The organism is Pseudomonas sp. B424, from assembly GCF_055408345.1.
The window spans coordinates 1-21,649 of the sequence record NZ_JBUZTL010000006.1 but is presented as its reverse complement, the minus strand read 5'-3'; the positions used below and the strand labels follow the sequence as shown (position 1 = coordinate 21,649).

The 21,649-nt window shown below is 59.4% G+C and carries 18 protein-coding genes; 10 read left to right on the top strand and 8 right to left on the bottom strand.

Annotated features, from left to right (window positions below):
* Positions 1-68 precede the first annotated feature (68 nt).
* The 3 genes from ACZRMS_RS09400 to ACZRMS_RS09390 are packed head-to-tail and all read left to right on the top strand — an operon-like array spanning position 69 to position 5,854.
* Complete coding sequence (locus ACZRMS_RS09400) at positions 69-3,302, top strand: efflux RND transporter permease subunit (protein ID WP_463995099.1); 3,234 nt, start codon at positions 69-71, stop codon at positions 3,300-3,302.
* Positions 3,292-4,458, top strand: a complete 1,167-nt coding sequence (locus ACZRMS_RS09395; RefSeq protein WP_463995098.1) for an efflux RND transporter periplasmic adaptor subunit — start codon at positions 3,292-3,294, stop codon at positions 4,456-4,458. Before ACZRMS_RS09400 ends, ACZRMS_RS09395 begins: the two co-directional genes overlap by 11 nt.
* Positions 4,442-5,854, top strand: a complete 1,413-nt coding sequence (locus ACZRMS_RS09390) for an efflux transporter outer membrane subunit (RefSeq protein ID WP_463995097.1) — start codon at positions 4,442-4,444, stop codon at positions 5,852-5,854. The genes ACZRMS_RS09395 and ACZRMS_RS09390 overlap by 17 nt, the downstream gene beginning before the upstream one ends.
* Positions 5,855-5,972: 118 nt before the next feature.
* On the opposite strand, the gene ACZRMS_RS09385 is transcribed toward ACZRMS_RS09390, so the two are convergent.
* Positions 5,973-7,247, bottom strand: coding sequence for a Zn-dependent hydrolase (locus ACZRMS_RS09385; RefSeq protein WP_463995096.1), 1,275 nt, complete (start codon positions 7,245-7,247; stop codon positions 5,973-5,975).
* 37 nt (positions 7,248-7,284) lie between these two features.
* A complete protein-coding gene (locus tag ACZRMS_RS09380) occupies positions 7,285-8,772 on the bottom strand; it encodes an NCS1 family nucleobase:cation symporter-1 (RefSeq protein WP_463995095.1) in 1,488 nt (495 codons plus the stop codon).
* Between the two features lie 608 nt (positions 8,773-9,380).
* Between ACZRMS_RS09380 and hydA the strand changes: the two genes are divergently transcribed.
* From hydA to preA, 3 genes are read left to right on the top strand one after another with little or no spacing between them, the layout of a single operon-like run.
* A complete protein-coding gene (gene hydA / locus ACZRMS_RS09375) occupies positions 9,381-10,820 on the top strand; it encodes a dihydropyrimidinase (protein ID WP_463995094.1) in 1,440 nt (479 codons plus the stop codon).
* A gap of 55 nt (positions 10,821-10,875) precedes the next feature.
* Positions 10,876-12,237: an NAD(P)-dependent oxidoreductase gene (locus ACZRMS_RS09370; RefSeq protein ID WP_463995093.1), complete on the top strand. Its 1,362-nt coding sequence runs from the start codon at positions 10,876-10,878 to the stop codon at positions 12,235-12,237.
* Positions 12,238-13,512, top strand: a complete 1,275-nt coding sequence (gene preA / locus ACZRMS_RS09365) for an NAD-dependent dihydropyrimidine dehydrogenase subunit PreA (protein WP_463995092.1) — start codon at positions 12,238-12,240, stop codon at positions 13,510-13,512.
* Between the two features lie 130 nt (positions 13,513-13,642).
* On the opposite strand, the gene ACZRMS_RS09360 is transcribed toward preA, so the two are convergent.
* A complete protein-coding gene (locus ACZRMS_RS09360) occupies positions 13,643-14,263 on the bottom strand; it encodes a TetR family transcriptional regulator C-terminal domain-containing protein (protein WP_463995091.1) in 621 nt (206 codons plus the stop codon).
* Between the two features lie 122 nt (positions 14,264-14,385).
* Positions 14,386-14,742 (bottom strand): hypothetical protein, encoded by a 357-nt coding sequence (locus ACZRMS_RS09355; protein WP_463995090.1) that lies wholly within the window; start codon positions 14,740-14,742, stop codon positions 14,386-14,388.
* A gap of 252 nt (positions 14,743-14,994) precedes the next feature.
* Here ACZRMS_RS09355 and csrA point away from each other — a divergent pair, with 252 nt between their 5' ends.
* Both csrA and ACZRMS_RS09345 read left to right on the top strand, forming a co-directional pair.
* Positions 14,995-15,189, top strand: a complete 195-nt coding sequence (csrA, locus tag ACZRMS_RS09350; protein WP_019828915.1) for a carbon storage regulator CsrA — start codon at positions 14,995-14,997, stop codon at positions 15,187-15,189.
* Between the two features lie 299 nt (positions 15,190-15,488).
* Positions 15,489-16,034, top strand: coding sequence for a DUF1269 domain-containing protein (locus tag ACZRMS_RS09345; protein WP_463995089.1), 546 nt, complete (start codon positions 15,489-15,491; stop codon positions 16,032-16,034).
* Positions 16,035-16,088: 54 nt separating this feature from the next.
* Here ACZRMS_RS09345 and ACZRMS_RS09340 read toward each other — a convergent pair whose 3' ends face one another.
* Positions 16,089-16,409: a YbjQ family protein gene (locus ACZRMS_RS09340; RefSeq protein WP_048358386.1), complete on the bottom strand. Its 321-nt coding sequence runs from the start codon at positions 16,407-16,409 to the stop codon at positions 16,089-16,091.
* 307 nt (positions 16,410-16,716) lie between these two features.
* Between ACZRMS_RS09340 and ppnN the strand changes: the two genes are divergently transcribed.
* Positions 16,717-18,090: a nucleotide 5'-monophosphate nucleosidase PpnN gene (gene ppnN / locus ACZRMS_RS09335; RefSeq protein WP_463995088.1), complete on the top strand. Its 1,374-nt coding sequence runs from the start codon at positions 16,717-16,719 to the stop codon at positions 18,088-18,090.
* A 74-nt stretch (positions 18,091-18,164) separates the two neighbouring features.
* On the opposite strand, the gene ACZRMS_RS09330 is transcribed toward ppnN, so the two are convergent.
* The 3 genes from ACZRMS_RS09330 to ACZRMS_RS09320 form a co-directional block, all read right to left on the bottom strand.
* Complete coding sequence (locus tag ACZRMS_RS09330; RefSeq protein WP_463995271.1) at positions 18,165-18,698, bottom strand: DUF3087 family protein; 534 nt, start codon at positions 18,696-18,698, stop codon at positions 18,165-18,167.
* Positions 18,699-18,790: 92 nt separating this feature from the next.
* A complete protein-coding gene (locus tag ACZRMS_RS09325) occupies positions 18,791-19,471 on the bottom strand; it encodes a glycoside hydrolase family 19 protein (RefSeq protein ID WP_463995087.1) in 681 nt (226 codons plus the stop codon).
* A 183-nt stretch (positions 19,472-19,654) separates the two neighbouring features.
* Positions 19,655-20,125 carry an Lrp/AsnC family transcriptional regulator gene (locus tag ACZRMS_RS09320; protein WP_463995086.1) on the bottom strand — a complete coding sequence of 157 codons (471 nt, stop codon included), beginning with the start codon at positions 20,123-20,125 and terminating at the stop codon, positions 19,655-19,657.
* A gap of 124 nt (positions 20,126-20,249) precedes the next feature.
* Here ACZRMS_RS09320 and ACZRMS_RS09315 point away from each other — a divergent pair, with 124 nt between their 5' ends.
* The gene (locus ACZRMS_RS09315) at positions 20,250-21,449 is read left to right on the top strand and encodes a methionine gamma-lyase (protein WP_463995085.1); all 1,200 of its coding nucleotides are present in this window, start codon (positions 20,250-20,252) and stop codon (positions 21,447-21,449) included.
* The last annotated feature ends 200 nt before the right edge of the window (positions 21,450-21,649 follow it).

The following is a 21,649-nucleotide window of genomic DNA, read 5'->3' as shown; positions in this document are numbered from 1 at the left end:
AAGCGGATCGTTAGGTTCGGACGGTAAGACTGCCGGGGTTTGCAATTCCACTCCCCGGAGGTTCAGGCATGCTCGGGCTGGTAAAGACCGCACTGCACAAGCCCTACACGTTTATCGTGCTGGCGATTTTCATCTGCATCATTGGGCCGCTGGCGGCTGTGCACACCCCCACGGATGTGTTCCCTGACATTGGTATTCCGGTGGTCGCCGTGGTGTGGCAATACACCGGCCTGGCGCCTGCCGATATGGCGGGCCGGGTGATTTATACCTACGAGCGCTCGCTCAGTACCACGGTCAACGACATCGAACATATCGAGTCGCAGTCCTTGCCTGGCATGGGCATCGTGAAAATCTTCTTCCAGCCCGGCGTGGATATCCGCACCGCAAACGCGCAAGTGACCGCCGTGTCACAAACGGTGCTCAAGCAGATGCCGCCGGGCATCACGCCACCGCTGATCCTCAATTACAGCGCGTCCACGGTACCGATCCTGCAGCTGGCGTTCTCCAGCCCTACCCTCTCGGAAGCCAAAATCCGCGACCTGGTGCAGAACAATATCCGTCTGCCCCTCAGTGCACTGCCGGGCCTGGCCATGCCGACGCCCATGGGCGGCAAGCAACGCCAGATCACCCTCGACCTCGACCCCCAGGCACTGGCGGCCAAAGGCCTGTCGGCCCAGGACGTCGGTGCGGCACTGGCGGCGCAAAACCAGATCATCCCGGTGGGCACGGCCAAGCTCGGCACCTACGAATACACAGTGCTGCTCAATAACAGCCCCAAAGCCATCGACGAGCTGAACGACCTGCCGATCAAGACGGTCGACGGCGCGCTGATCACCATCGGCCAGGTAGCCCACGTGCGTGACGGTTCGCCGCCGCAAACCAATATCGTGCGGGTTGACGGTCATCGCGCGGTGCTGATGCCGGCGTTGAAGAACGGCAATATCTCGACCCTGTCCATCGTCGACGGCATTCGCGCAATGTTGCCGCGCATCAATGAAACCTTGCCACCGTCCCTCAAAACTTCCTTGCTGGGCGACGCTTCGGTGTTCGTCAAACAGTCGGTGGGCAGCGTGGCGCAGGAAGGGATCATTGCCGCCCTGCTCACCAGTGCCATGATCTTGCTGTTCCTCGGCAGCTGGCGCTCGACCCTGATTATTGCGGTATCGATCCCGCTGGCGGTGCTGGCGGCCATCGCCCTGCTGGCCCTCAGCGGGCAAACCCTCAACGTCATGACCCTGGGCGGGCTGGCGTTGGCGGTGGGGATTCTGGTGGACGATGCCACGGTGACCATCGAGAACATCAACTGGCACCTGGAACAGGGCAAGTCGGTGCGCGATGCGATTCTCGACGGGGCCAAGCAGATTGTCGGCCCGGCGTTCGTGTCGCTGCTGTGCATCTGCATCGTGTTTGTGCCGATGTTCATGCTGCAGGGGATCGCCGGTTACCTGTTCCGTCCGATGGCGCTGTCGGTGATTTTCGCCATGGGCAGCTCGTTCATTCTGTCCCGCACTCTGGTGCCGACCCTGGCGATGTTTCTGCTCAAGCCACATGTGCCCGAGCAAGGTGCCGGGCATCACCCGGAAGATGCCTACATCAACCATCACGAGGGCGATCAACCCACCCAACAGCATTCGGCCCCGGTGCGCGCCTTGCTGCGTTTTCAGCAAGGGTTCGAGCGGCGTTTCTCGGCAGTACGCGATGCCTATTACGCTGTGCTGGAACTGGTGCTGGCCCATCGCAAGCGCTTCTTGCTCGGCTTTTTAGCCTGCGTGCTGGCCTCGTTTGCGTTACTCCCAAGCCTGGGCCAGGACTTCTTCCCGGCCACCGATGCCGGGGCGCTGGCCCTGCATGTGCGGCTGCCATTGGGAACTCGTATCGAAGAAAGCGCCGCCGCGTTCGACAGAATCGAGTCACGCATTCGCGAGATCATTCCTGCCGACCAACTGGATACCGTCATCGACAACATCGGTATTCCGTTGAGTGGTATCGACATGGCCTACAGCAGCAGCGGCACTATCGGCCCGCAGGACGGCGATATTCAGGTCATCCTCAAGGCGGATCACAGCCCTACCGCCGATTACGTGAAACGCCTGCGCGAAGCCCTGCCGGAGAGCTTCCCCGGCAGTCAGTTTGCCTTTATGCCGGCGGACATCAGCACCCAGATCCTCAATTTCGGCGCCCCGGCGCCGCTGGACGTGAAAATCTCCGGCCGCGACGACGCCGCCAACCGCGCCTATGCCCTGGAATTGCAACGGCGCCTGCAACACGTGCCCGGCATTGCCGATCTGCGGATTCAGCAGTCGGTGGGCTACCCGTCCCTCGAAGTCAAAGTCGATCGCCTGCGGGCCAATGGCCTTGGGATTACCGAGCGCGACGTGACCAACAGCATGGTCGCGTCCCTGGCGGGCAGTTCCCAAGTGGCACCGACCTTCTGGCTCAACCCGCAAAACGGCGTGTCTTATGGCGTGGTTGCCGCAACCCCGCAATACCGTCTGGACAGCCTGCCAGCACTGGAAGCCTTGCCCGTCACCGGGAGTAACGGCCAGTCGCAGATCCTTGGCGCGCTGGCCACCATCCGCCGGGTGCAGAGCCCGGCGGTGGTCAGCCACTACAACATCCAGCCCACCCTGGACCTGTACGCCAACATTCAGGGGCGTGATCTGGGCTCCGTGGCTGCCGATGTGCAAAAGGTGATTGATGGCGCATCCGATCTGCGGCCCAAAGGCGCAATCATCAGCCTGCACGGCCAGATCGACGCCCTGCATGAAGCCTTCAGCGGCTTGAGCTTCGGCCTGCTGGGCGCGGTGGTGCTGATCTACCTGCTGATCGTGGTCAACTTCCAGTCCTGGGTCGATCCGTTCGTGATCATCACCGCCCTGCCCGCCGCCCTGGCCGGGATCGTGTGGATGCTGTTCCTCAGTGGCACCTCGTTGTCGGTGCCGGCCCTGACCGGGGCCATCCTGTGCATGGGCGTGGCCACGGCCAACTCGATTCTTGTGGTGAGCTTTTGCCGCGAACGGCTGGCCGAGCATGGCGACGCACTCAAAGCCGCACTCGAAGCAGGCTACACACGCTTCAGACCTGTGTGCATGACCGCACTGGCAATGATGATCGGCATGTTGCCGCTGGCCTTGTCAGAAGAACAGAACGCCCCGCTGGGACGCGCCGTGATTGGCGGTCTGATGCTGGCCACCGTTGCCACCCTGCTGTTCGTGCCCGTGGTGTTCAGCCTGGTGCACGGCCGTGCAAAAAATCGCGCTGCTGCTGGATCTTCTGTTGGAGAAACGTCTCATGTCATCTGATCAAAAACCTTCGCGCAAGCGCTTGCTGTATCTGGGCATCGGCGGCCTGACCCTGGCCGCATTGCTGGTGGCCAACGGCCTGGCGGCGCGCAGCCGCCACGCACAGGCGGTCACCCAATGGACCGAAGCCGCGGCACTGCCGATTGTCAGCGTGTTTCAACCCCTGCAAAACGCCCACGGCGACACCCTGCGTTTGCCCGCGCACCTGGAGGCCTGGAGCAAGGCGCCGATCCACGCCCGGGTCAGCGGCTACCTGAAAAGCTGGCAAACCGACATCGGCAGCAAGGTACAAGCGGGACAGATACTGGCCGTCATCGACAGCCCGGATCTGGACCAGCAACTGGCGCAAACCCGCGCCCATATGCTGCAGGAACAAGCCAACGCCAGGCTGGCGGCCACCACTGCAACGCGCTGGCAAAACCTGCTGGCCAGCCATTCGGTGTCACGTCAGGAGACTGACGAAAAATCCTCTAATGCCGCCGCAGCCCGGGCCAATGCCCAGGCCGCCGAAGCTGATTACGCACGTCTCTGGACCCTGGAAAACTACAAGACTATTCGCGCGCCTTTTGCCGGGACCATCACCGCGCGCAACACCGACATCGGACAGTTGATCAAGGCCGATACCGACAGCGACACCGAGCTGTTCGACATCGCCGACACCCACCAACTGCGGCTCTACGTACCCGTGCCGCAAAACTACGCCAGCGTGATTCGCCCTGGCATGCAGGTGCAGCTCAGCGTACCGGAACACCCGGGGCAAACCTTCAGCGCCCGATTGATCGGCAACTCGGCGGCGATTGATCAGCGCTCTGGCACCCTGATGGCGCAGTTCGTCGCCCTCAACCCCGGCGACACGCTGATGCCCGGGGACTACGCCGAAGCCGTGCTGGCGATCCCGGCGGACACCCACGGCGTCAGCATCCCGGCCAGTGCGTTGATCTTCCGCGCCCAGGGCACCCAGGTTGCGGTGCTCGACAGTGCGCAGCATGTGCACTTGCAGAGCATCCATATCGGCCTGGATCTGGGTGAGCATCTGGTGATCGATCAGGGCCTCAAACCCGCCGACACGGTGATCGACAACCCGCCTGACGCCCTGCGCGAAGGCGACGCGGTAAAACTGGCCGACGCGGGAGCCACCCATGCAGCCAAGGCTTAAACCCTGCGCCCTGCTACTGGCCCTGGCCTTGCAGGGCTGCTCGCTGGCACCGGTCTACAGCACGCCCGACCTGAACCTGCCCGCGCATTACCGCGAGCAAAGCAGCGACGGCCCGTGGCACAGCGCACAACCCGCCGATCAGCTCTCGCCCCAGTGGTGGCGGGTGTATCAGGACGAACGCCTGAACACCCTGCAACAACATTTGCTCAGCGCCAACCCGAACCTGGCTGCCGCCCTTGCGCACTTCGACGCGGCGCAGGCCTATGCCAGCCAGTTGCATGGGGGGTTGTTCCCGCAAATCACCGCCAGCGGGCAACCGATGCGTCAGCGTCAATCAGACAGCCGCCCGTTGCGCGGTACGACACAACCGGCGGTGTACAACAGCAACACAGCTGTCTTTGCGCTGAATTTCGACCTCGACCTGTGGGGCAAAATTCGCAACCAGGTGGCGGCGGGAGATGCCCAGGCGCAGGCCTCGGCGGACGACCTGGCCGTGGCGCGCTTGAGTTTGCAACGCCAGCTGGCCAGCCTGTACGTGCAACTCGACGGTCTGGATGCGCAGCAGCGGATTTTGTCCAGCTCCCTGGATGAGTACAACCAGGCCTTGCAACTGACCCGCGCCCGTTATCAGGGGCAGATTGCCTCCGAACTTGACCTGACCCGCGCCCAAAGCCAGCTGGCCGAAGCCGAAGCCCAGCTGGACGACGTGCGGGGCCAGCGCAACCTGACCGAACACGCGATTGGCGAGCTGGTGGGCGAACCGGCCAGCCGCTTTGAGCTGGCGGCCAGCACGCACACCTTGAACCTGCCACTGCAACCCGCCGCGTTGCCCAGTACCTTGCTGCAACGGCGGCCCGACATCGCCGCCGCCGAGCGCCGGGTGTTTGCCGCCAATGCACAAATCGGCGTGGCCAAAGCGGCCTGGTACCCCGACTTCAGCCTGAACGGCCTGCTGGGCGGTCAGACCCAGGGCAGCGGCAACGTACTGTCGGCCAGCAATCGCTTTTGGGCGTTGGGGCCGCTGGTCAGCCTGCCGATTTTTGACGGAGGCCGCCTTGATGGCCAGGAGCGCCAGGCCAGGGCCGAATTTGAAGAAGCATCGGCCCATTACCGCAGCCAGGTGCTGCAGGCGGTACGCGAAGTCGAAGACAACCTGGGGCAACTGCGCGACCTGCAACAGCAGAGCCTGGACGAACAGGCGGCGGCCAACGCTGCACAACACACCCGGACCCTGGCCACCAACAGTTACGAGGCCGGGGCCGTGAGTTATCTGGATGTGGTGACGGCGCAAACGGCAGCGCTACAGGCCCAACGTCAGGTACAAGCCCTGCGCACCCGGCAGTTGCAGGCCAGCGTGGGTTTGCTGACGGCGTTGGGGGGTGGTTGGGAGGGTTGACGCACGCATCAAAAATATTTGTGGGAGCGGGCCAGCTCGCGGTGAAGTCGATGCGGTCTGTCTTTTAAACCGCGCGGATACCATCGCGAGCAGCCCGCTCCCACAGATAGATTGCCAATCAGCGCCCCCGCGCCACGGTCTCCGAAGCCGCCAACATCGCCTTGAGCAACACCGCGCACCCTGCCGCCAGATCCTTCGGATCGGCGTTTTCGATTTCGTTATGGCTGATGCCGCCTTCGCACGGCACAAAAATCATGCCCGCCGGGCCCAGCTCGGCGAGAAAGATGGCGTCGTGCCCTGCCCCGCTGACGATATCCATATTGGATAACCCCAGGCCATTGGCCGCTTCACGTACCGCATTCACGCAATCGTCATTGAAATACAGCGGCGGAAAATCCGCCGTCGGGGTGAGTTCGAACGTCAGGCCATGTTTCGCACACGTGGCTTCGATCACCCCGCGCACTTCGCTGATCATCGAGTCCAGCCGCTCCGGCAGCAGGTGACGGAAATCCAGGGTCATGCGCACTTCCCCAGGAATCACGTTGCGCGAACCGGGGTAGGCTTGCAGGCAACCCACGGTGCCGCAGGCGTGGGGTTGATGGCTCAGGGCGGCGTAATTGACCGCTGCCACTACCGCAGCAGCTCCCACCAGTGCGTCCTTGCGCAGGTGCATGGGGGTCGGCCCGGCGTGGGCTTCAACGCCGCGCAGGTTGAGGTCGAACCATTTCTGCCCGAGAGCGCCCAGTACCACGCCAATGGTTTTGCGTTCGTCTTCAAGGATCGGCCCCTGCTCGATGTGGGCTTCAAAGTAGGCCCCCACCGGGTGGCCGCTGACTTTTCGATTGCCCGCATAGCCAATCGCATCCAGGGCTTGCCCGACCGTCACGCCCTGGGCATCGGTTTTGGCCAGGGTTTCTTCCAGGGTGAATTTTTCGGCAAAAACCCCGGAGCCCATCATGCACGGGGCAAATCGCGAGCCCTCCTCGTTGGTCCACACCACCACTTCGAGCGGCGCCTCGGTCTCGATGTTCAGATCGTTGAGGGTGCGCAGCACTTCAACCCCGGCCAGCACGCCAAAACAGCCATCAAATTTGCCGCCGGTGGGTTGGGTGTCGATGTGGCTGCCGGTCATCACCGGCGGCAAGTCGGGATTGCGCCCGGGGCGACGGGCAAAAATGTTGCCCACCGCGTCAACGCTGACGGTACAGCCCGCGTCTTCGCACCAGCGCACAAAGATGTCCCGGGCCTGGCGGTCGAGATCGGTCAGGGCCAGGCGACACACGCCGCCTTTTACCGTGGCCCCCAGTTGCGCCAGTTCCATTAAAGAGGCCCACAGGCGCTCGCTGTTGATCAAGGCTGCGCGTTGCTGCTGAAGGTCTTGTATGGCGTTCATGGAGGTATCCTCAGACAGGTTTTTATAAGAATTCATGTCAAGCCGCGTTGTTGGCGATGGCCGTCTGCGGGCTGCTCAGGCGGCACAGGGCGTAGTAAATCGCGGCGCCGAGCAACGACCCGGTGAACCAGCCGAAGTCATAGAACCAGCTGAAAGCGCTGCTGCCCAATGACAGCAAAGTCAGTACCACCGGTACGCCAAAAGCGATGAATCCATTCCAGTTCCAGGCCGGGTACACGCCGTCGTGGTACAGCCCGGCAAGGTCGAGTTTTTGCTGACGGATGATGAAATAGTCCACCACCATGATTCCCGCGATGGGGCCCAGCAGGCTGGAGTAGCCCAGCAGCCAGTTGGAATACACGGTTTCCAGACTCACGTCGGACACCAGCAGGCCGAGCTTTTTCAGCAGCTCATGGCCCATCAGCACCAGGCCCACCAGGCCGGTCAGCATCACGGCCTTGGTGCGGTTGATCAGTTTGGGGGCGATGTTCTGGAAGTCATTGGTGGGCGACACGATGTTGGCCGCGGTGTTGGTCGACAGAGTGGCAATGATGATCAGAGCCATGGCCAGCGCCACCCAGCCCGGGCTCTGAATGTGACCGATCAGGCTTACCGGATCGGACACGGTAACTCCTACCAGTTTTTCGGACGCTGCCGTCATCACCACGCCCAATGCAGCAAACAGGAACATGGTCAGCGGCAGGCCAAAAATCTGCCCCAGAATCTGGTCTTTCTGGCTTTTGGCGTAGCGGCTGAAGTCCGGAATATTCAGCGACAAGGTAGCCCAGAACCCCACCATCGCGGTCAGGCCGGCAAAGAAGTAGCCGTACACGCTGGCGCCTTCGGGGCGTTTGGCAGGCTGGGCCAGCAGTTCTGTCATCGACACATTGGGCAGCGCCCACACCAGCAGGCCGACGCCAACCAGTACCAGCAGCGGCGCAGACAGGGTTTCGAGCCACTTGATCGACTCGGCGCCGCGCAACACCACCCACAGGTTAAGCGCCCAGAACAGCATGAAGCCGATCACTTCACCGGTGCCGCCAAGGCTTTTCCAGCCTTCGAACACCGAGCCCAGAAACAGGTGAATGGCCAGACCGCCGAACAGCGTCTGAATCCCGAACCAGCCGCAGGCCACCAGGGCGCGGATCAGGCACGGGACGTTTGAACCGATAATGCCGAAAGAAGAACGCAGCAACACCGGAAAGGGAATGCCGTATTTGGTGCCAGCGAAAGCGTTAAGGGTCAGCGGGATCAAAACCACGATATTGGCCAGCAAAATCGCCAGCAACGCCTCGCCGACCGAAAGCCCGAAGTAGGCCGTCAGCACCCCTCCCAAGGTGTAGGTGGGTACGCAAATCGACATGCCGATCCACAACGCAGTGATATGCCATTTGTTCCAGGTGCGCTCATGGACTTTGGTGGGGGCAATATCGTGGTTATAGCGGGGACTATCGAGGACTTCAGGCCCTGCTTCCAATTCGTACAAGCCGTTACGTTCAGTGACGTGGGATCTGCTCGCTTGCATGTTCGCTCACTCTCTTGTTGTGGTGACAAGCCCCGCGCATTGGCGCAGAGCAACTCCCTTGCCTGGACTTGTACTTGTCTACGTCGGCCCGTCCGGTCATGGCAGCAACAATCAAGAACTGTGCCGTGTTACTTGCCTCGTCCCCGCACACTGGCTTTCACTCCTTGCAACTGCCTGCTTTACAACTGTTTTAACCGCCCCTTGCAAATGACTCGCATTCCCATAAGTCTGCCAAAAGGGCCTGCATTGATTATTTGATATAACAAAACGAAACAACTCGGTGCACGCTTATTTATTTTTACTGCTTTGTCTCCCTTCGCCCAGAGACTCAAGCACCTGATTTAGCATAAGAAACTTCGCCTATATTTGAATCCTGTCAAGTGCGTCAAAATGGTGAGTGCGTGCATCATTTTGGTGATTTATTATTAAACTTCTTATAAATCATGTAGTTATATTAGAATTACCGTATTAAAAATAAAGTTTGATCATTCACTAACAACCCTCTAGATTTCATTCCTGACACCAGTGACAGGAATTAAAACTGTACGCTAGTCTTAATAACAACATTGAGAACCGGTTATAGCCGGTCTGCCTGCGAGGAACTCGGCATGTCACTGTTAATCCGTGGCGCTACGCTTGTGACCCATGATGAAAGTTATTGTGCTGATGTTTATTGTGCGGACGGTCTCATCCGCGCTATTGGCACTGACCTCGATGTTCCGGCCGGCTGCGAAGTTCTGGATGGCTGCGGTCAATATCTAATGCCCGGGGGGATCGACCCCCACACTCATATGCAACTTCCGTTTATGGGCACCGTGGCCAGTGAAGACTTTTTCAGTGGCACGGCAGCCGGTCTGGCAGGCGGCACAACGTCGATTATTGATTTTGTGATTCCCAATCCTCAGCAGTCCTTGCTGGAGGCGTTTCACCAGTGGCGCGGCTGGGCCGAGAAGTCCGCTTCGGACTACGGTTTTCACGTCGCCATTACCTGGTGGAGCGAGCAGGTGCGTGAAGAAATGGCCGAACTGGTCAGCCAGCACGGCGTCAACAGCTTCAAACATTTCATGGCTTACAAAAACGCGATCATGGCCGCCGACGACACCCTGGTGGCCAGCTTTGAGCGTTGCCTGGAACTGGGCGCGGTGCCCACGGTGCATGCCGAAAACGGTGAGCTGGTGTACCACTTGCAGCGCAAACTCATGGCCCAGGGCATGACCGGCCCGGAGGCGCACCCGCTGTCACGCCCGTCCCAAGTTGAGGGCGAGGCGGCCAGCCGGGCAATTCGTATCGCGCAGACCATCGGCACGCCGCTGTACCTGGTGCATGTTTCGACCCGGGAAGCCCTGGATGAGATCACCTACGCCCGCAGCCAGGGCCAGCCGGTGTATGGCGAGGTGCTGGCCGGGCATCTGCTGCTCGATGACAGCGTGTATCAACACCCCGACTGGCAGACCGCCGCCGGCTACGTGATGAGCCCGCCCTTCCGCCCTCGCGGGCATCAGGAGGCGCTGTGGCACGGCTTGCAATCGGGCAACCTGCACACCACCGCCACCGACCACTGCTGCTTCTGTGCCGAGCAAAAAGCCGCCGGGCGCGACGATTTCAGCAAGATCCCCAACGGCACGGCGGGTATCGAGGACCGCATGGCGCTGCTGTGGGATGAAGGCGTGAACACCGGGCGTTTGTCGATGCAGGAGTTTGTCGCTCTGACCTCCACCAACAGCGCCAAGATTTTCAATATGTACCCGCGCAAAGGCACGATCAGGGTCGGTGCCGATGCTGATCTGGTGCTGTGGGACCCGCTGGGCACACGCACCATCAGCGCCAAAACCCACCATCAAAAAGTCGACTTCAACATTTTCGAAGGCAAGACCGTGCGTGGCATCCCCAGCCACACCATCAGCCAGGGCCGCGTGGTGTGGGCCGACGGTGACCTGCGGGCAGAGCGCGGCGCCGGGCGCTATATCGAACGCCCGGCCTACCCCGCCGTGTTCGACCTGCTGAAAAAACGCGCCGAGCAACACAAGCCGATAGCCGTCAAGCGCTGAGCGTAAAGCACTGCCCACAGAGGCAGGACGATCCCCACAACCGTGAGGCAATCCCGTGATCAAGTCCCTGAACCATTTGCCGCATCCCCATGACAATGCGCAGGTGCTGGCGAGTCATTTCACCGATCTGGCGCCGCCCCTCAGCGCCCGCCAGGCCGAGCTGGAAAGTTCGCGCTGCCTGTATTGCTACGACGCGCCTTGTATCAATGCGTGCCCCAGCGACATCGATATCCCTTCGTTTATTCGCAATATCCAGCAGGAAAACATCCAAGGTGCGGCACAGAAAATTCTCTCGGCCAATATCCTCGGCGGCAGTTGTGCCCGGGTATGTCCGACCGAGGTGCTGTGCCAGCAGGCCTGTGTGCGCAACAACGCCCAGGAATGCGCCCCGGTGCTGATTGGTTTGCTGCAGCGTTATGCGATCGATCATGCGCAGTTCAGCGAACACCCCTTCAGACGTGCGGCGCCCACAGGCAAACGTATTGCCGTGGTCGGGGCGGGCCCGGCCGGGTTGGCATGCGCCCATCGCCTGGCCTTGCTCGGGCATGAGGTGGTGATTTTCGAAGCCCGGGAAAAATCCGGCGGGCTCAATGAATACGGGATCGCCAAATACAAGCTGGTGGATGATTTTGCCCAGAGGGAAGTGGATTTCGTGCTGGATATCGGCGGCATCGAGGTGCGCCATGGCCAGAAACTGGGCGACAACCTGAGCCTGAGCGAGCTGCATCAGCAGTTCGATTCGGTGTTTCTGGGGCTGGGGCTGGCCGCCAGCCGGCTGCTGGGCCTGCCCCACGAAGACGCGCCGGGGCTGCTGGCCGCCACCGATTACATCCGCGAACTGCGCCAGAGCGATGACCTGACGCAATTACCGCTGGCCGAACGCTGCATTGTGCTGGGCGCGGGCAATACCGCGATCGATATGGCGGTGCAAATGGCCCGCCTGGGCGCACGGGAGGTAAACCTGGTGTACCGCCGGGGGCTGGAGGACATGGGCGCCACCGGGCACGAACAGGACATTGCCAAGGCCAATCAGGTACGGCTCATGACCTGGGCCCAGCCACAAGAATTGTTACTGGATGAACACGGTCACGTGCGCGGCATGCGCTTTGCCCGCACCCGCCTGGAGGGCGGGCGCCTGACGAACACCGGCGAGTCCTTCGAGCTGGCAGCTGATGCGGTGTTCAAAGCCATCGGCCAGACCTTTGATGAGGCTGCGCTGAGCGATCCGCTGGCCCAGGCACTCAAGCGGGTCGGCGACCGGATCGAGGTTGACGATCAGCTGCGCACCAGCGTCCCCGGGGTCTATGCCGGGGGCGATTGCACCTCCCTGGGTCAGGACCTGACCGTACAAGCCGTGCAGCACGGAAAACTGGCCGCAGAAGCCATTCATGCCCAACTGAATCAGGAGGCCGCGTAAATGGCCGATCTCTCGATTGTTTTCGCCGGTATCAAATCGCCCAACCCTTTCTGGCTCGCGTCTGCGCCACCCACCGACAAGGCCTACAACGTGGTGCGTGCCTATGAGGCGGGCTGGGGCGGCGTGGTCTGGAAAACCCTGGGTGAAGACCCGGCCGCGGTCAACGTGTCCTCGCGCTACTCGGCGCATTTCGGGCCTAACCGCGAAGTCATGGGTATCAACAATATCGAACTGATTACCGACCGCTCCCTGGAAATCAACCTGCGGGAAATTACCCAGGTCAAAAAGGACTGGCCGGACCGGGCGCTGATTGTGTCGTTGATGGTGCCTTGCGAAGAAGCGGCCTGGAAGTTCATCCTGCCGCTGGTGGAGGCTACGGGCGCCGATGGCATCGAGCTGAATTTCGGCTGCCCCCACGGCATGCCGGAACGCGGCATGGGGGCGGCGGTGGGTCAGGTACCTGAATACGTCGAGATGGTGACGCGCTGGTGCAAGACCTATTGCTCGCTGCCGGTGATCGTCAAGCTGACGCCCAACATCACCGACGTGCGCCTCAGTGCCCGCGCAGCACACCGCGGCGGGGCCGATGCGGTGTCGTTGATCAACACCATCAATTCCATCACCAGCGTCGATCTTGAGCGCATGGTGGCGTTACCGACAGTGGGCAGCCAGAGCACGCACGGTGGTTATTGCGGGTCCGCAGTCAAGCCGATTGCGCTGAACATGGTGGCCGAAATCGCCCGTGATCCGTTGACCAAAGGCTTGCCGATCAGCGGGATTGGCGGCATTGGCAGCTGGCGCGACGCAGCGGAATTCATTGCCCTGGGCTGTGGCTCGGTTCAGGTATGCACCGCCGCCATGCTCCATGGGTTTCGGATAGTTGATGAGATGAAGGACGGTTTGTCGCGCTGGATGGACAGCCAAGGCTATACCTGCCTGGACGACTTTTCTGGCCGGGCTGTAGGCAACACCACCGACTGGAAGTATCTGGATATCAACTATCAGGTAATCGCCAAAATCGACCAAGAGGCCTGTATTGGCTGCGGGCGCTGCCACATTGCGTGCGAGGACACTTCGCACCAGGCCATTGCCAGCCTGAAGCAGCCCGACGGAACACACCGGTATGAAGTGATCGACGACGAATGCGTAGGCTGCAACCTCTGCCAGATCACGTGCCCGGTGGAGGACTGCATCGAGATGGTGCCGCATAACAATGGCCTGCCGTTCCTGGACTGGAACCATGATCCGCGCAACCCGTACCGGGTGGCTTCGTAGGGTTTTAACCAAGCCACACAACAACGTGGGAGCGGGCTTGCTCGCGATGACATCACCGCGGTCATTCAGACAGACCGAGTTGACTGCATCGCGAGCAAGCCCGCTCCCACGGAACGTGTAGTTGTTTGATCTACGGCTCCAGCCCTATCCCCCGCAGGATGATGCTGGTAACCGTCTGCACCGCCCGTTCAAACTGGATATCGGACAATGGCTGATGATCGTTGATGATCGTCACCTGATGGTCGAAGTCGGCGTAATGCTGGGTTGAGGCCCAGATCATGTACAACAGGCTGGACGGCTCTACCGGCAATATCCGCTTGTCCTGCACCCATTGGCGGATTTTGGCCTCTTTCATCTTCGCCCAGTCATACAGGCTGGCATCCAGCGCCTGACCCAGGGTCGGGGCGCCATGGATCAATTCATTGGCCCAGACTTTCGAGCCAAATGGCCGTGTACGCGAGTGGTTCATTTTGGCGCGGATGTAGCTGCTGAGCACCAGACGCGGGTCGTCGTAGGTTTCGAAGCACAGCGCATCCTGCTTCCAGACCTCGAGCAGCCCGAGCAACACAGCACTGTACAGCTCGGTCTTGGTGCTGAAGTAGTAGTGCAGGTTGGAGCGTGGCAACCGGACTTCTGCTGCAATGTCCGCCATTGCCGTTCCGGCAAAGCCCTTTTCAGCAAAAATCTTTTCGGCGCCGAGGAGGATTTTTTCGACATTGCTGCGCCGAATTTCGATCTTGTGATTGCTCATGGCTATTGCCCTTGCCGTCGTGCTTCTTCGAGGTCCGTCGAGTGAGCAAATATTTCCAGCACAATGCGTCGAATATCGCCTGTTGCGGCTACGCTTAGGCAACTACGCGACGCTGTACCGGATTAATTCGCGGCGGGTAGTTCAATCACGTTGGTTTCGATGCCGTCGAGTTTTGGCTTGAGCTTCATTTTTGCCTGCGCTTCAAGCGCTTGAGCCTCAGAGGCAAACGGTCCGATCAAGAAGTGCTGAACACCGGCGTTTTCGAAAATGTAAGGGGTGAAACCGTTGTCAAGAAGCCTTCCGGTGGTGTCAGTAATTGTTGCTCTCTGACCCTCGGTGATCTCCAGCGCCCATTGAGCAACCGGCGCCTGGGCCACTGTTGATTCAGAAGCTGCTTTAGCCCGCTGGATTTTATCGTTAGACTCCTGACCGCAAGCCGTCAAGGCCAAAATTGCCGTCATCACGATGACTTTACGCACTGCGTTTCCCCTGTCTGTTTGAATGGGTTGATTTTATCACTGGGACAACGGCCTTTGCTCTCCTTGAACAAATCCGATGCGCCCCAATTTAAGGCTCAGACGCCAGAATTTTCCCCTTGCAGGGAATCAATCCTCTGGCCATGTCGTCTGTAATGAGCGGCGCATTTATACGCACTAAGCAGTATTCTGTAGTCATGACCGAAGCCGCACCGTCTCAGAGACGTGCCTTACAAAGCCATCAAGGAGAAAAAAATGCTGATACTCACCCGTAAAGTTGGTGAAAGCATAAACATCGGTGACGATATTACGATCACTATTTTAGGTGTCAGCGGACAACAGGTCAGAATCGGCATCAACGCGCCGAAGGATGTTGCCGTACACCGTGAAGAAATTTACCAACGTATCCAGGCCGGATTGAATGCACCGGAAAAAAACGATCAGCCATAAGCCTGTGAGGTATCAGCCCTAGGCTTGAGTATCAGGGCTGCCCAGCCAGCCCTCCTCAATTCATTCGATACCCGCGCCTGAAACAGCATTGCCCCCCTTGCTGAACCTTCTCTTTGTTAAGAGATATGTCCCATCGACTTGACCGTTTCAAGGTTAGCGACCACGCTCCTTTCTCGCAGAAGGCTTGCAAGGCCTGATTACTGCGCACCAAGGCGTTTAAGCATTGTTACGCCTTGAGAGACTCCTCCTCAATTCAGCCTGTCGCCGGGCTGGACCTGTACCGTCAAGGAATGAAAGACATGTCCGATTTAATCGTAGTGGGATTTTCAGACACCGAGAAAGCAGATCGCGCCCTCACCAAGATGGTTTCGCTGAGCAAAGAGCACCTGGTGGAGCTGGAAGATGCGGTCATTGTGGTGCGCAATGCCGAAGGCAAGATCCATATCAAGCAAAGCGTCAACCTGACAGCTCTGGGGGCTACTTCCGGCCTGGTCACCGGCGGCCTGTGGGGCGCACTGGTGGGGCTGCTGTTCCTCAACCCTCTGGCAGGCTTTGCCATTGGTGGCGCACTGGGTGCTGGCACCGGCGCACTGTCCGGTTCGTTGAGCGATTACGGGATCGATGACTCGTTTATCAAGTCATTGAGCGAAACCATCCCGAACGATTCGTCGGCCCTGTTTGTGCTGCTACGCAAGTTCCAGCCGGAAAAAGTCCTGAAAGAACTTGAAGACTCGGACTTCAAAGGCAAGGTTCTGCGCACCTCCCTGTCTCCGGAACAAGAACAGAAACTTCAGGACGCGCTGTCCAAAACCACTGCCCGCGCACCGGTAGCCACAACGATCTGAATCTGTTTGTCGTGGGTATTCGACCGCTTGAACGGCGGTCGAATTCTGCGCGCGTCAGTTCAAACGCACCGCTGTGCCTGTGGCGAATACCACCAGCATCCCGCCACGCCCTGACGGCATGCTGATTTCAAAGTTCAACCCTACAATCGCATCGGCCCGCAAGCCGCCTGCCCGCTCACGGATTTCATCCGTGACTTCTGCCCGCGCTTCCTTCAAGGCCCGTTCCAGCGTCTGGGAGCGTCCGCCAAAAAAATCGCGCACCCCGGTAAAGAAATCCCGTACCACGTTGATACCGTGTACCGACTCGGCACTGACCACTCCCAGATATTCAGTGATTTTGCGGCCATCAATCGTGTGCGTCGTGGTAACAATCATCAGTGTGTCCTTGTGTAAACCCGTCTCAATAGGGCCGCAGATTAACCCATTCCTGCCGACTTTCGGCCGCGCTCAATGATCGAAAAAGCGCTGCACTGGTCTTATGCACCGCCAGTGTTACTGTAGCCAGTGGCAATATAGCCCACGGGCAGGCTCTTCTTTATGCCTGCCCAAAGGCTACTATGCTTACAGCAAATGAATCTAAAGACGTAAGAGTTGGGACGCCTCGCTCGGCAAATCTGCATTGCTGACATGAACTCAATGGCTGCGCCAAGCAACTTTTCGACCCCGCTCAAGGAAGCCCGCTATGGTCCAAAGACACGTCATCAACGCTTCAGTAAGCCCTAAAGGCAGCCTGGAGACGCTATCGCAACGTGAAGTGCAGCAACTGAGCGAAGTTGGCTCGGGCAGCAGCTACACGCTGTTTCGCCAGTGCGTACTGGCAATCCTGAACACCGGTGCCCACGTCGATAACGCCAAAACCATCCTTGAGGCCTATCAGGATTTCGAGGTGCGAATCCACCAGCAAGACCGCGGCGTGCGTCTTGAACTGCTTAACGCCCCCGCCGATGCATTTGTTGATGGCGAAATGATCGCCAGCACCCGGGAAATGCTGTTCAGTGCCCTGCGTGACATCGTGTACAACCAGGGCAGTCTCGACAGCGCGCGCATCGACCTGAGCAGCTCTGCCGGCATCACTGACTACGTGTTCCACCTGTTGCGCAACGCCCGCACGCTGCGCCCTGGGGTTGATCCGAAAATTGTCGTGTGCTGGGGTGGCCACTCGATCAATACCGAAGAGTACAAGTACACCAAAAAGGTGGGCCACGAACTGGGCTTGCGCAGTCTGGACATCTGCACCGGCTGCGGCCCGGGCGTGATGAAGGGGCCAATGAAAGGCGCCACCATTTCCCACGCAAAACAGCGCCTGACTGGCGGGCGTTATTTGGGGCTAACCGAACCCGGCATCATCGCCGCCGAAGCGCCGAACCCGATCGTCAACGAACTGGTGATCCTGCCGGACATCGAGAAGCGCCTTGAGGCCTTTGTTCGGGTGGGTCATGGCGTGATCATCTTCCCGGGCGGGGCCGGTACCGCCGAAGAATTCCTGTACCTGCTGGGTATTTTGATGCACCCGGAAAACAGCGATGTGCCGTTCCCGGTGATCTTGACCGGCCCTAAAGAGGCCGCTCCCTACCTGCAGCAACTGCATGAGTTTGTAGGGGCCACCCTGGGTGAAGAGGCGCAGCAGCACTACCAGATCATTATCGACAACCCGGCCGAAGTGGCCCGCCACATGACCGCAGGGCTCAAGGCGGTGAAGCAGTTCCGTCGCGAGCGCAACGACGCCTTCCACTTCAACTGGCTATTGAAAATCGATGAAGGCTTCCAGCGCCCGTTCGACCCGACCCACGCCAATATGGCAAGTCTGAAACTGCGCAGTGACATGCCGGCACACGAACTGGCAATCAACCTGCGTCAGGCCTTTTCCGGGATTGTGTCGGGCAACGTAAAAGAGAAAGGCATCCAGCTGATCGAGCAGCACGGGCCTTATGTGATCAATGGCGATGCTGCCGTGATGAAGCCTCTGGACAAGTTGCTGCAAGCGTTCGTTGAACAACACCGCATGAAACTGCCTGGCGGCGCGGCCTATGTGCCGTGCTATCGAGTCGTGAGCTAAAACCCCATCGAAGGGCTTGCCAAGCGATACGCGCAGTGTCACCACGCACCTCGCCTGGCTCGCCCGTCAAGACATCACGTCAGAGGTGCGAATTTCTTTACGGCATCAATCCAGGCCGGATCGAGACGGGTCTGTTCGGTGTCGATGCCCAATGCTTCAAGGCGCGCCTTATGCAGGTCGATCTCGCGGACCATCTGGCTCAACCCACTGGAGTTGGCATCCAGCTGGTACATCTGGGTCACGCCCAGGTGGTAGAAGCGCAACAGCTTCATCGCACTCACATCACCCGCCATGATCCCTGCCGTCACATGGTGCATGACGTTGGTCACCTTCATCAGGCTGCGCTTGAGCTGCCATCCGTAGACCGCCGCAGCCATCCACGGCTGTGACCAGAACAGGTAGCGCACCAGCAGAAGGGTCGTGACCAGCGCAACCAGGACACCCACCAGGTTCAAGCGGAAATTATCCCCGCCCGGAACACCCAGCGCCATGACCGCCAACCCGGACAGCAGCAGCGCAAGCAAGATAAAAGTCAGTGCGATGTAAACCGTGCTGCGTCGCGTTTGCTGGCGGTACTGCTCGGGGTTCATCGGCTTGATTTCAAACATCACGGGGGCGTGACTCCTGAAGGACGGGGGAAAAGTGCGCGGGCATTATGGCCTGATAAAACCGCTGGCTGTTGCTGACAGAAATAAAACCCTCAGGACCGCAATAAACCCAGCGCCTGGCGGTACAGTTCCAGACGATGCGCCTGGCCATTGAGGCCGCCGTTGATGGCTCTGGTGACACGCTCAAAGTCATCACCGTCCGCCAGGGCATTAAGGTTACGCAAGTTCCAGTACCAGCCTGCCGACTCAACGGCCCAGTGCCATTGATGCAACAGTTCCGGGCTGGTCAGCAGCCGCTCATCGCCAAACAATCCAAGGCTGCACTGGCGGTAATTGGTCTTGCCGGTCACTTGAATCAGCCCCCTGCCCCGATACAGCCAACCCTCGCCCGACGCCTCTGATCCATTGCCAAGACGGTCACTGTAAACCCGGTTGGCAATGGCCTCAGGTCGGCGATGGAGCTTCTGCGCATCGTTATTGGGCAGACGCCGCAAGCGCCCTCCATCCATCACTGTGATGTATTGGCCAGCCGTATTTTTTTGCGCAAAACGTGAGCCCCAGGTCGCGGCCAGGCCGTCTGCACTGTAATTGAGATTTTCGACAAGTACGGTGAACCCCGCACTTTCATGGCCGACCTGAGCTAAAAAAGCGGCCAGGCGCCGGGGGGTACTGATCAATCGCCGGTGAGTCACCGCCTGCACAAAAGGCAGGTATATATCGATAAACGCTGCGCTCTTCGGGAACAACTGGAGCATGATTTCACGGGTCAACATGGTTATTAACTCTTAATAAATGAAATTAAAAGTGAACCACTTAAAACACTTGCTGCCTGTCAAAAGCCCGGTAAAAAGACCGGGCCTACCCTTTTAACAGAGCGTTCTCACACCGCCATACTTCCAGACTTCCCCCTCGTTATTTATATAACGGGCGGGCTCCATTTAAATGATCGATGGCCCTCAACCCAAGACGGGAATCACCCGCCGTGGCTTGACCGACTTATATGAAAAGCTCGAATAGATCTCCTTGACCGCAGGCAAGGTTTGCAGCACTTCACGGGCAAATTCACCAAAGGACTCCAGGTCCGTGGCGACCACTTCCAACAAAAAGTCATAACGCCCAGACACGTTATGACAGGCAACGATTTCAGGGATTTCCAGCAAGCGCTGTTCAAAGCTTCTGGCCACTTCTTGCGAGTGAGACGCCATCATCACGCTGACAAAAGCCGTGACCCCATACCCCAGTTCCTTTGAAGAGAGAATGGCCTGATAGCCAGTAATAACGCCGCTTTCTTCCAGGATTTTCACCCGCCGCCAACAGGGCGAAGTGGTCAGCGAAACACTCTCCGCCAACTCTGCAACGGTTAAGCGGGCATTACCTTGCAGAGCGGCAAGCAAGGCTTTATCGGTTCTATCCAGAGTGTTGGGCATAGATTGCCTCGAAAGCTCATCGTGACTGTTTTTTGTTCTAATAAGGCTTGCAATTGCAGGCAAATTTAGAATTTACCGTACTGGTTTTAAGCATAGCATTGTAGGAAATATCGGAGAGTTCGCCATGAACGATAAACATAAGAACTTCGGCTTTTCTACCCGTGCGATTCACTACGGTTACAACGCACTGGAAAACAACGGTGCGCTCATTCCGCCTGTTTATCTGACGTCGACCTTTGCCTTTGCCACGGTTGAATACGGTGCAGGTTGTTTTGCCGGAGAGGAAAGCGGGCATTTTTATACCCGTATTTCCAATCCGACCCTGGCCCTGCTGGAGTCGCGCATGGCGGCACTGGAAAACGGCGAGGCCGGCGTAGCGTTCAGCTCCGGCATGGGCGCCATTGCCGCGACTTTCTGGACGCTGCTCAGGCCCGGCGATGAAATCATCGTCAACCGCACGTTGTATGGCTGCACGTTCGCCCTGCTGCACCACGGCATCGGCGAATTCGGGGTTGTGGTCAAACACGTGGACATGTCGAACCTGACCGAACTGGAAGCCGCCATCACCCCGGCCACACGCATGATCTACTTCGAAACCCCGGCCAACCCGAACATGCAACTGGTGGACATCGCGGCCGTCTCGGCCATTGCCCACACACACAACGACCTGATCGTGGTGATCGACAACACCTACTGCACCCCCTACTTGCAGCGCCCCCTGGAACTGGGGGCCGACGTGGTGGTGCATTCCGCCACCAAGTACCTGAGCGGGCACAGCGATATCACCGCCGGCGTGGTGGTTACCCGCCAAAGCCTGGCCGACCGGATCCGCCTGCAAGGCCTCAAGGACCTGACCGGTGCGGTCCTGTCGCCCCATGACGCCCACCTGCTGATGCGGGGTATCAAAACCCTGGCATTGCGCATGGATCGGCATTGCAGCAACGCCCGGGTCATCGCGCAGATGCTGCAGGACCACCCCGCCGTGGAGTGGGTGGCCTACCCCGGCCTGCCCTCCTTCGCGCAGTACGCTTTGGCCTGCCGGCAAATGAAATTGCCGGGGGGCATGATTGCCTTTGAACTCAAAGGGGGGATGGCTGCGGGGCAGCGTTTTATGAATGCCCTGCAACTGTTCAGCCGGGCGGTCAGCCTGGGGGGGGCCGAATCACTGGCGCAACACCCGGCGAGCATGACCCACTCCACCTACACCCTGGAAGAACGGGCAAAACACGGCATCAGTGAAGGGCTGGTGAGGCTGGCGGTGGGGCTGGAGGATATTGAGGATTTGCTGGCGGATATAGAGCAGGCGATGAACGTCAATGTTTGAGCTCGCACACTGTAGATACTCGGTTCCCGGTCAAGCACTGGCGAAGTGTTGCTCGCTAAACGGCTTGGCCGGATCAAAGGCGTCCGGGGCGGCAGGCCGGTCTGTTTGGCGGCGAGGTCTGCGAGACTCGCACATCTCCTCTGTGGGAGCGGGCTTGCTCGCGATGCAAGCGGCGCGGTATTTGAGTTGAATCGCGCCGA

Excerpts from the sequence above, each read along its gene's own strand:
- ACZRMS_RS09400 (WP_463995099.1), top strand. The coding sequence starts at position 69 with ATGCTCGGGCTGGTAAAGACCGCACTGCACAAGCCCTACACGTTTATC.
- ACZRMS_RS09395 (WP_463995098.1), top strand. The coding sequence starts at position 3,292 with ATGTCATCTGATCAAAAACCTTCGCGCAAGCGCTTGCTGTATCTGGGC.
- ACZRMS_RS09390 (WP_463995097.1), top strand. The coding sequence starts at position 4,442 with ATGCAGCCAAGGCTTAAACCCTGCGCCCTGCTACTGGCCCTGGCCTTG.
- ACZRMS_RS09385 (WP_463995096.1), bottom strand. The coding sequence starts at position 7,247 with ATGAACGCCATACAAGACCTTCAGCAGCAACGCGCAGCCTTGATCAAC.
- ACZRMS_RS09380 (WP_463995095.1), bottom strand. The coding sequence starts at position 8,772 with ATGCAAGCGAGCAGATCCCACGTCACTGAACGTAACGGCTTGTACGAA.
- hydA (WP_463995094.1), top strand. The coding sequence starts at position 9,381 with ATGTCACTGTTAATCCGTGGCGCTACGCTTGTGACCCATGATGAAAGT.
- preA (WP_463995092.1), top strand. The coding sequence starts at position 12,238 with ATGGCCGATCTCTCGATTGTTTTCGCCGGTATCAAATCGCCCAACCCT.
- ACZRMS_RS09360 (WP_463995091.1), bottom strand. The coding sequence starts at position 14,263 with ATGAGCAATCACAAGATCGAAATTCGGCGCAGCAATGTCGAAAAAATC.
- csrA (WP_019828915.1), top strand. The coding sequence starts at position 14,995 with ATGCTGATACTCACCCGTAAAGTTGGTGAAAGCATAAACATCGGTGAC.
- ACZRMS_RS09345 (WP_463995089.1), top strand. The coding sequence starts at position 15,489 with ATGTCCGATTTAATCGTAGTGGGATTTTCAGACACCGAGAAAGCAGAT.
- ACZRMS_RS09340 (WP_048358386.1), bottom strand. The coding sequence starts at position 16,409 with ATGATTGTTACCACGACGCACACGATTGATGGCCGCAAAATCACTGAA.
- ppnN (WP_463995088.1), top strand. The coding sequence starts at position 16,717 with ATGGTCCAAAGACACGTCATCAACGCTTCAGTAAGCCCTAAAGGCAGC.
- ACZRMS_RS09330 (WP_463995271.1), bottom strand. The coding sequence starts at position 18,698 with ATGTTTGAAATCAAGCCGATGAACCCCGAGCAGTACCGCCAGCAAACG.
- ACZRMS_RS09325 (WP_463995087.1), bottom strand. The coding sequence starts at position 19,471 with ATGTTGACCCGTGAAATCATGCTCCAGTTGTTCCCGAAGAGCGCAGCG.
- ACZRMS_RS09320 (WP_463995086.1), bottom strand. The coding sequence starts at position 20,125 with ATGCCCAACACTCTGGATAGAACCGATAAAGCCTTGCTTGCCGCTCTG.
- ACZRMS_RS09315 (WP_463995085.1), top strand. The coding sequence starts at position 20,250 with ATGAACGATAAACATAAGAACTTCGGCTTTTCTACCCGTGCGATTCAC.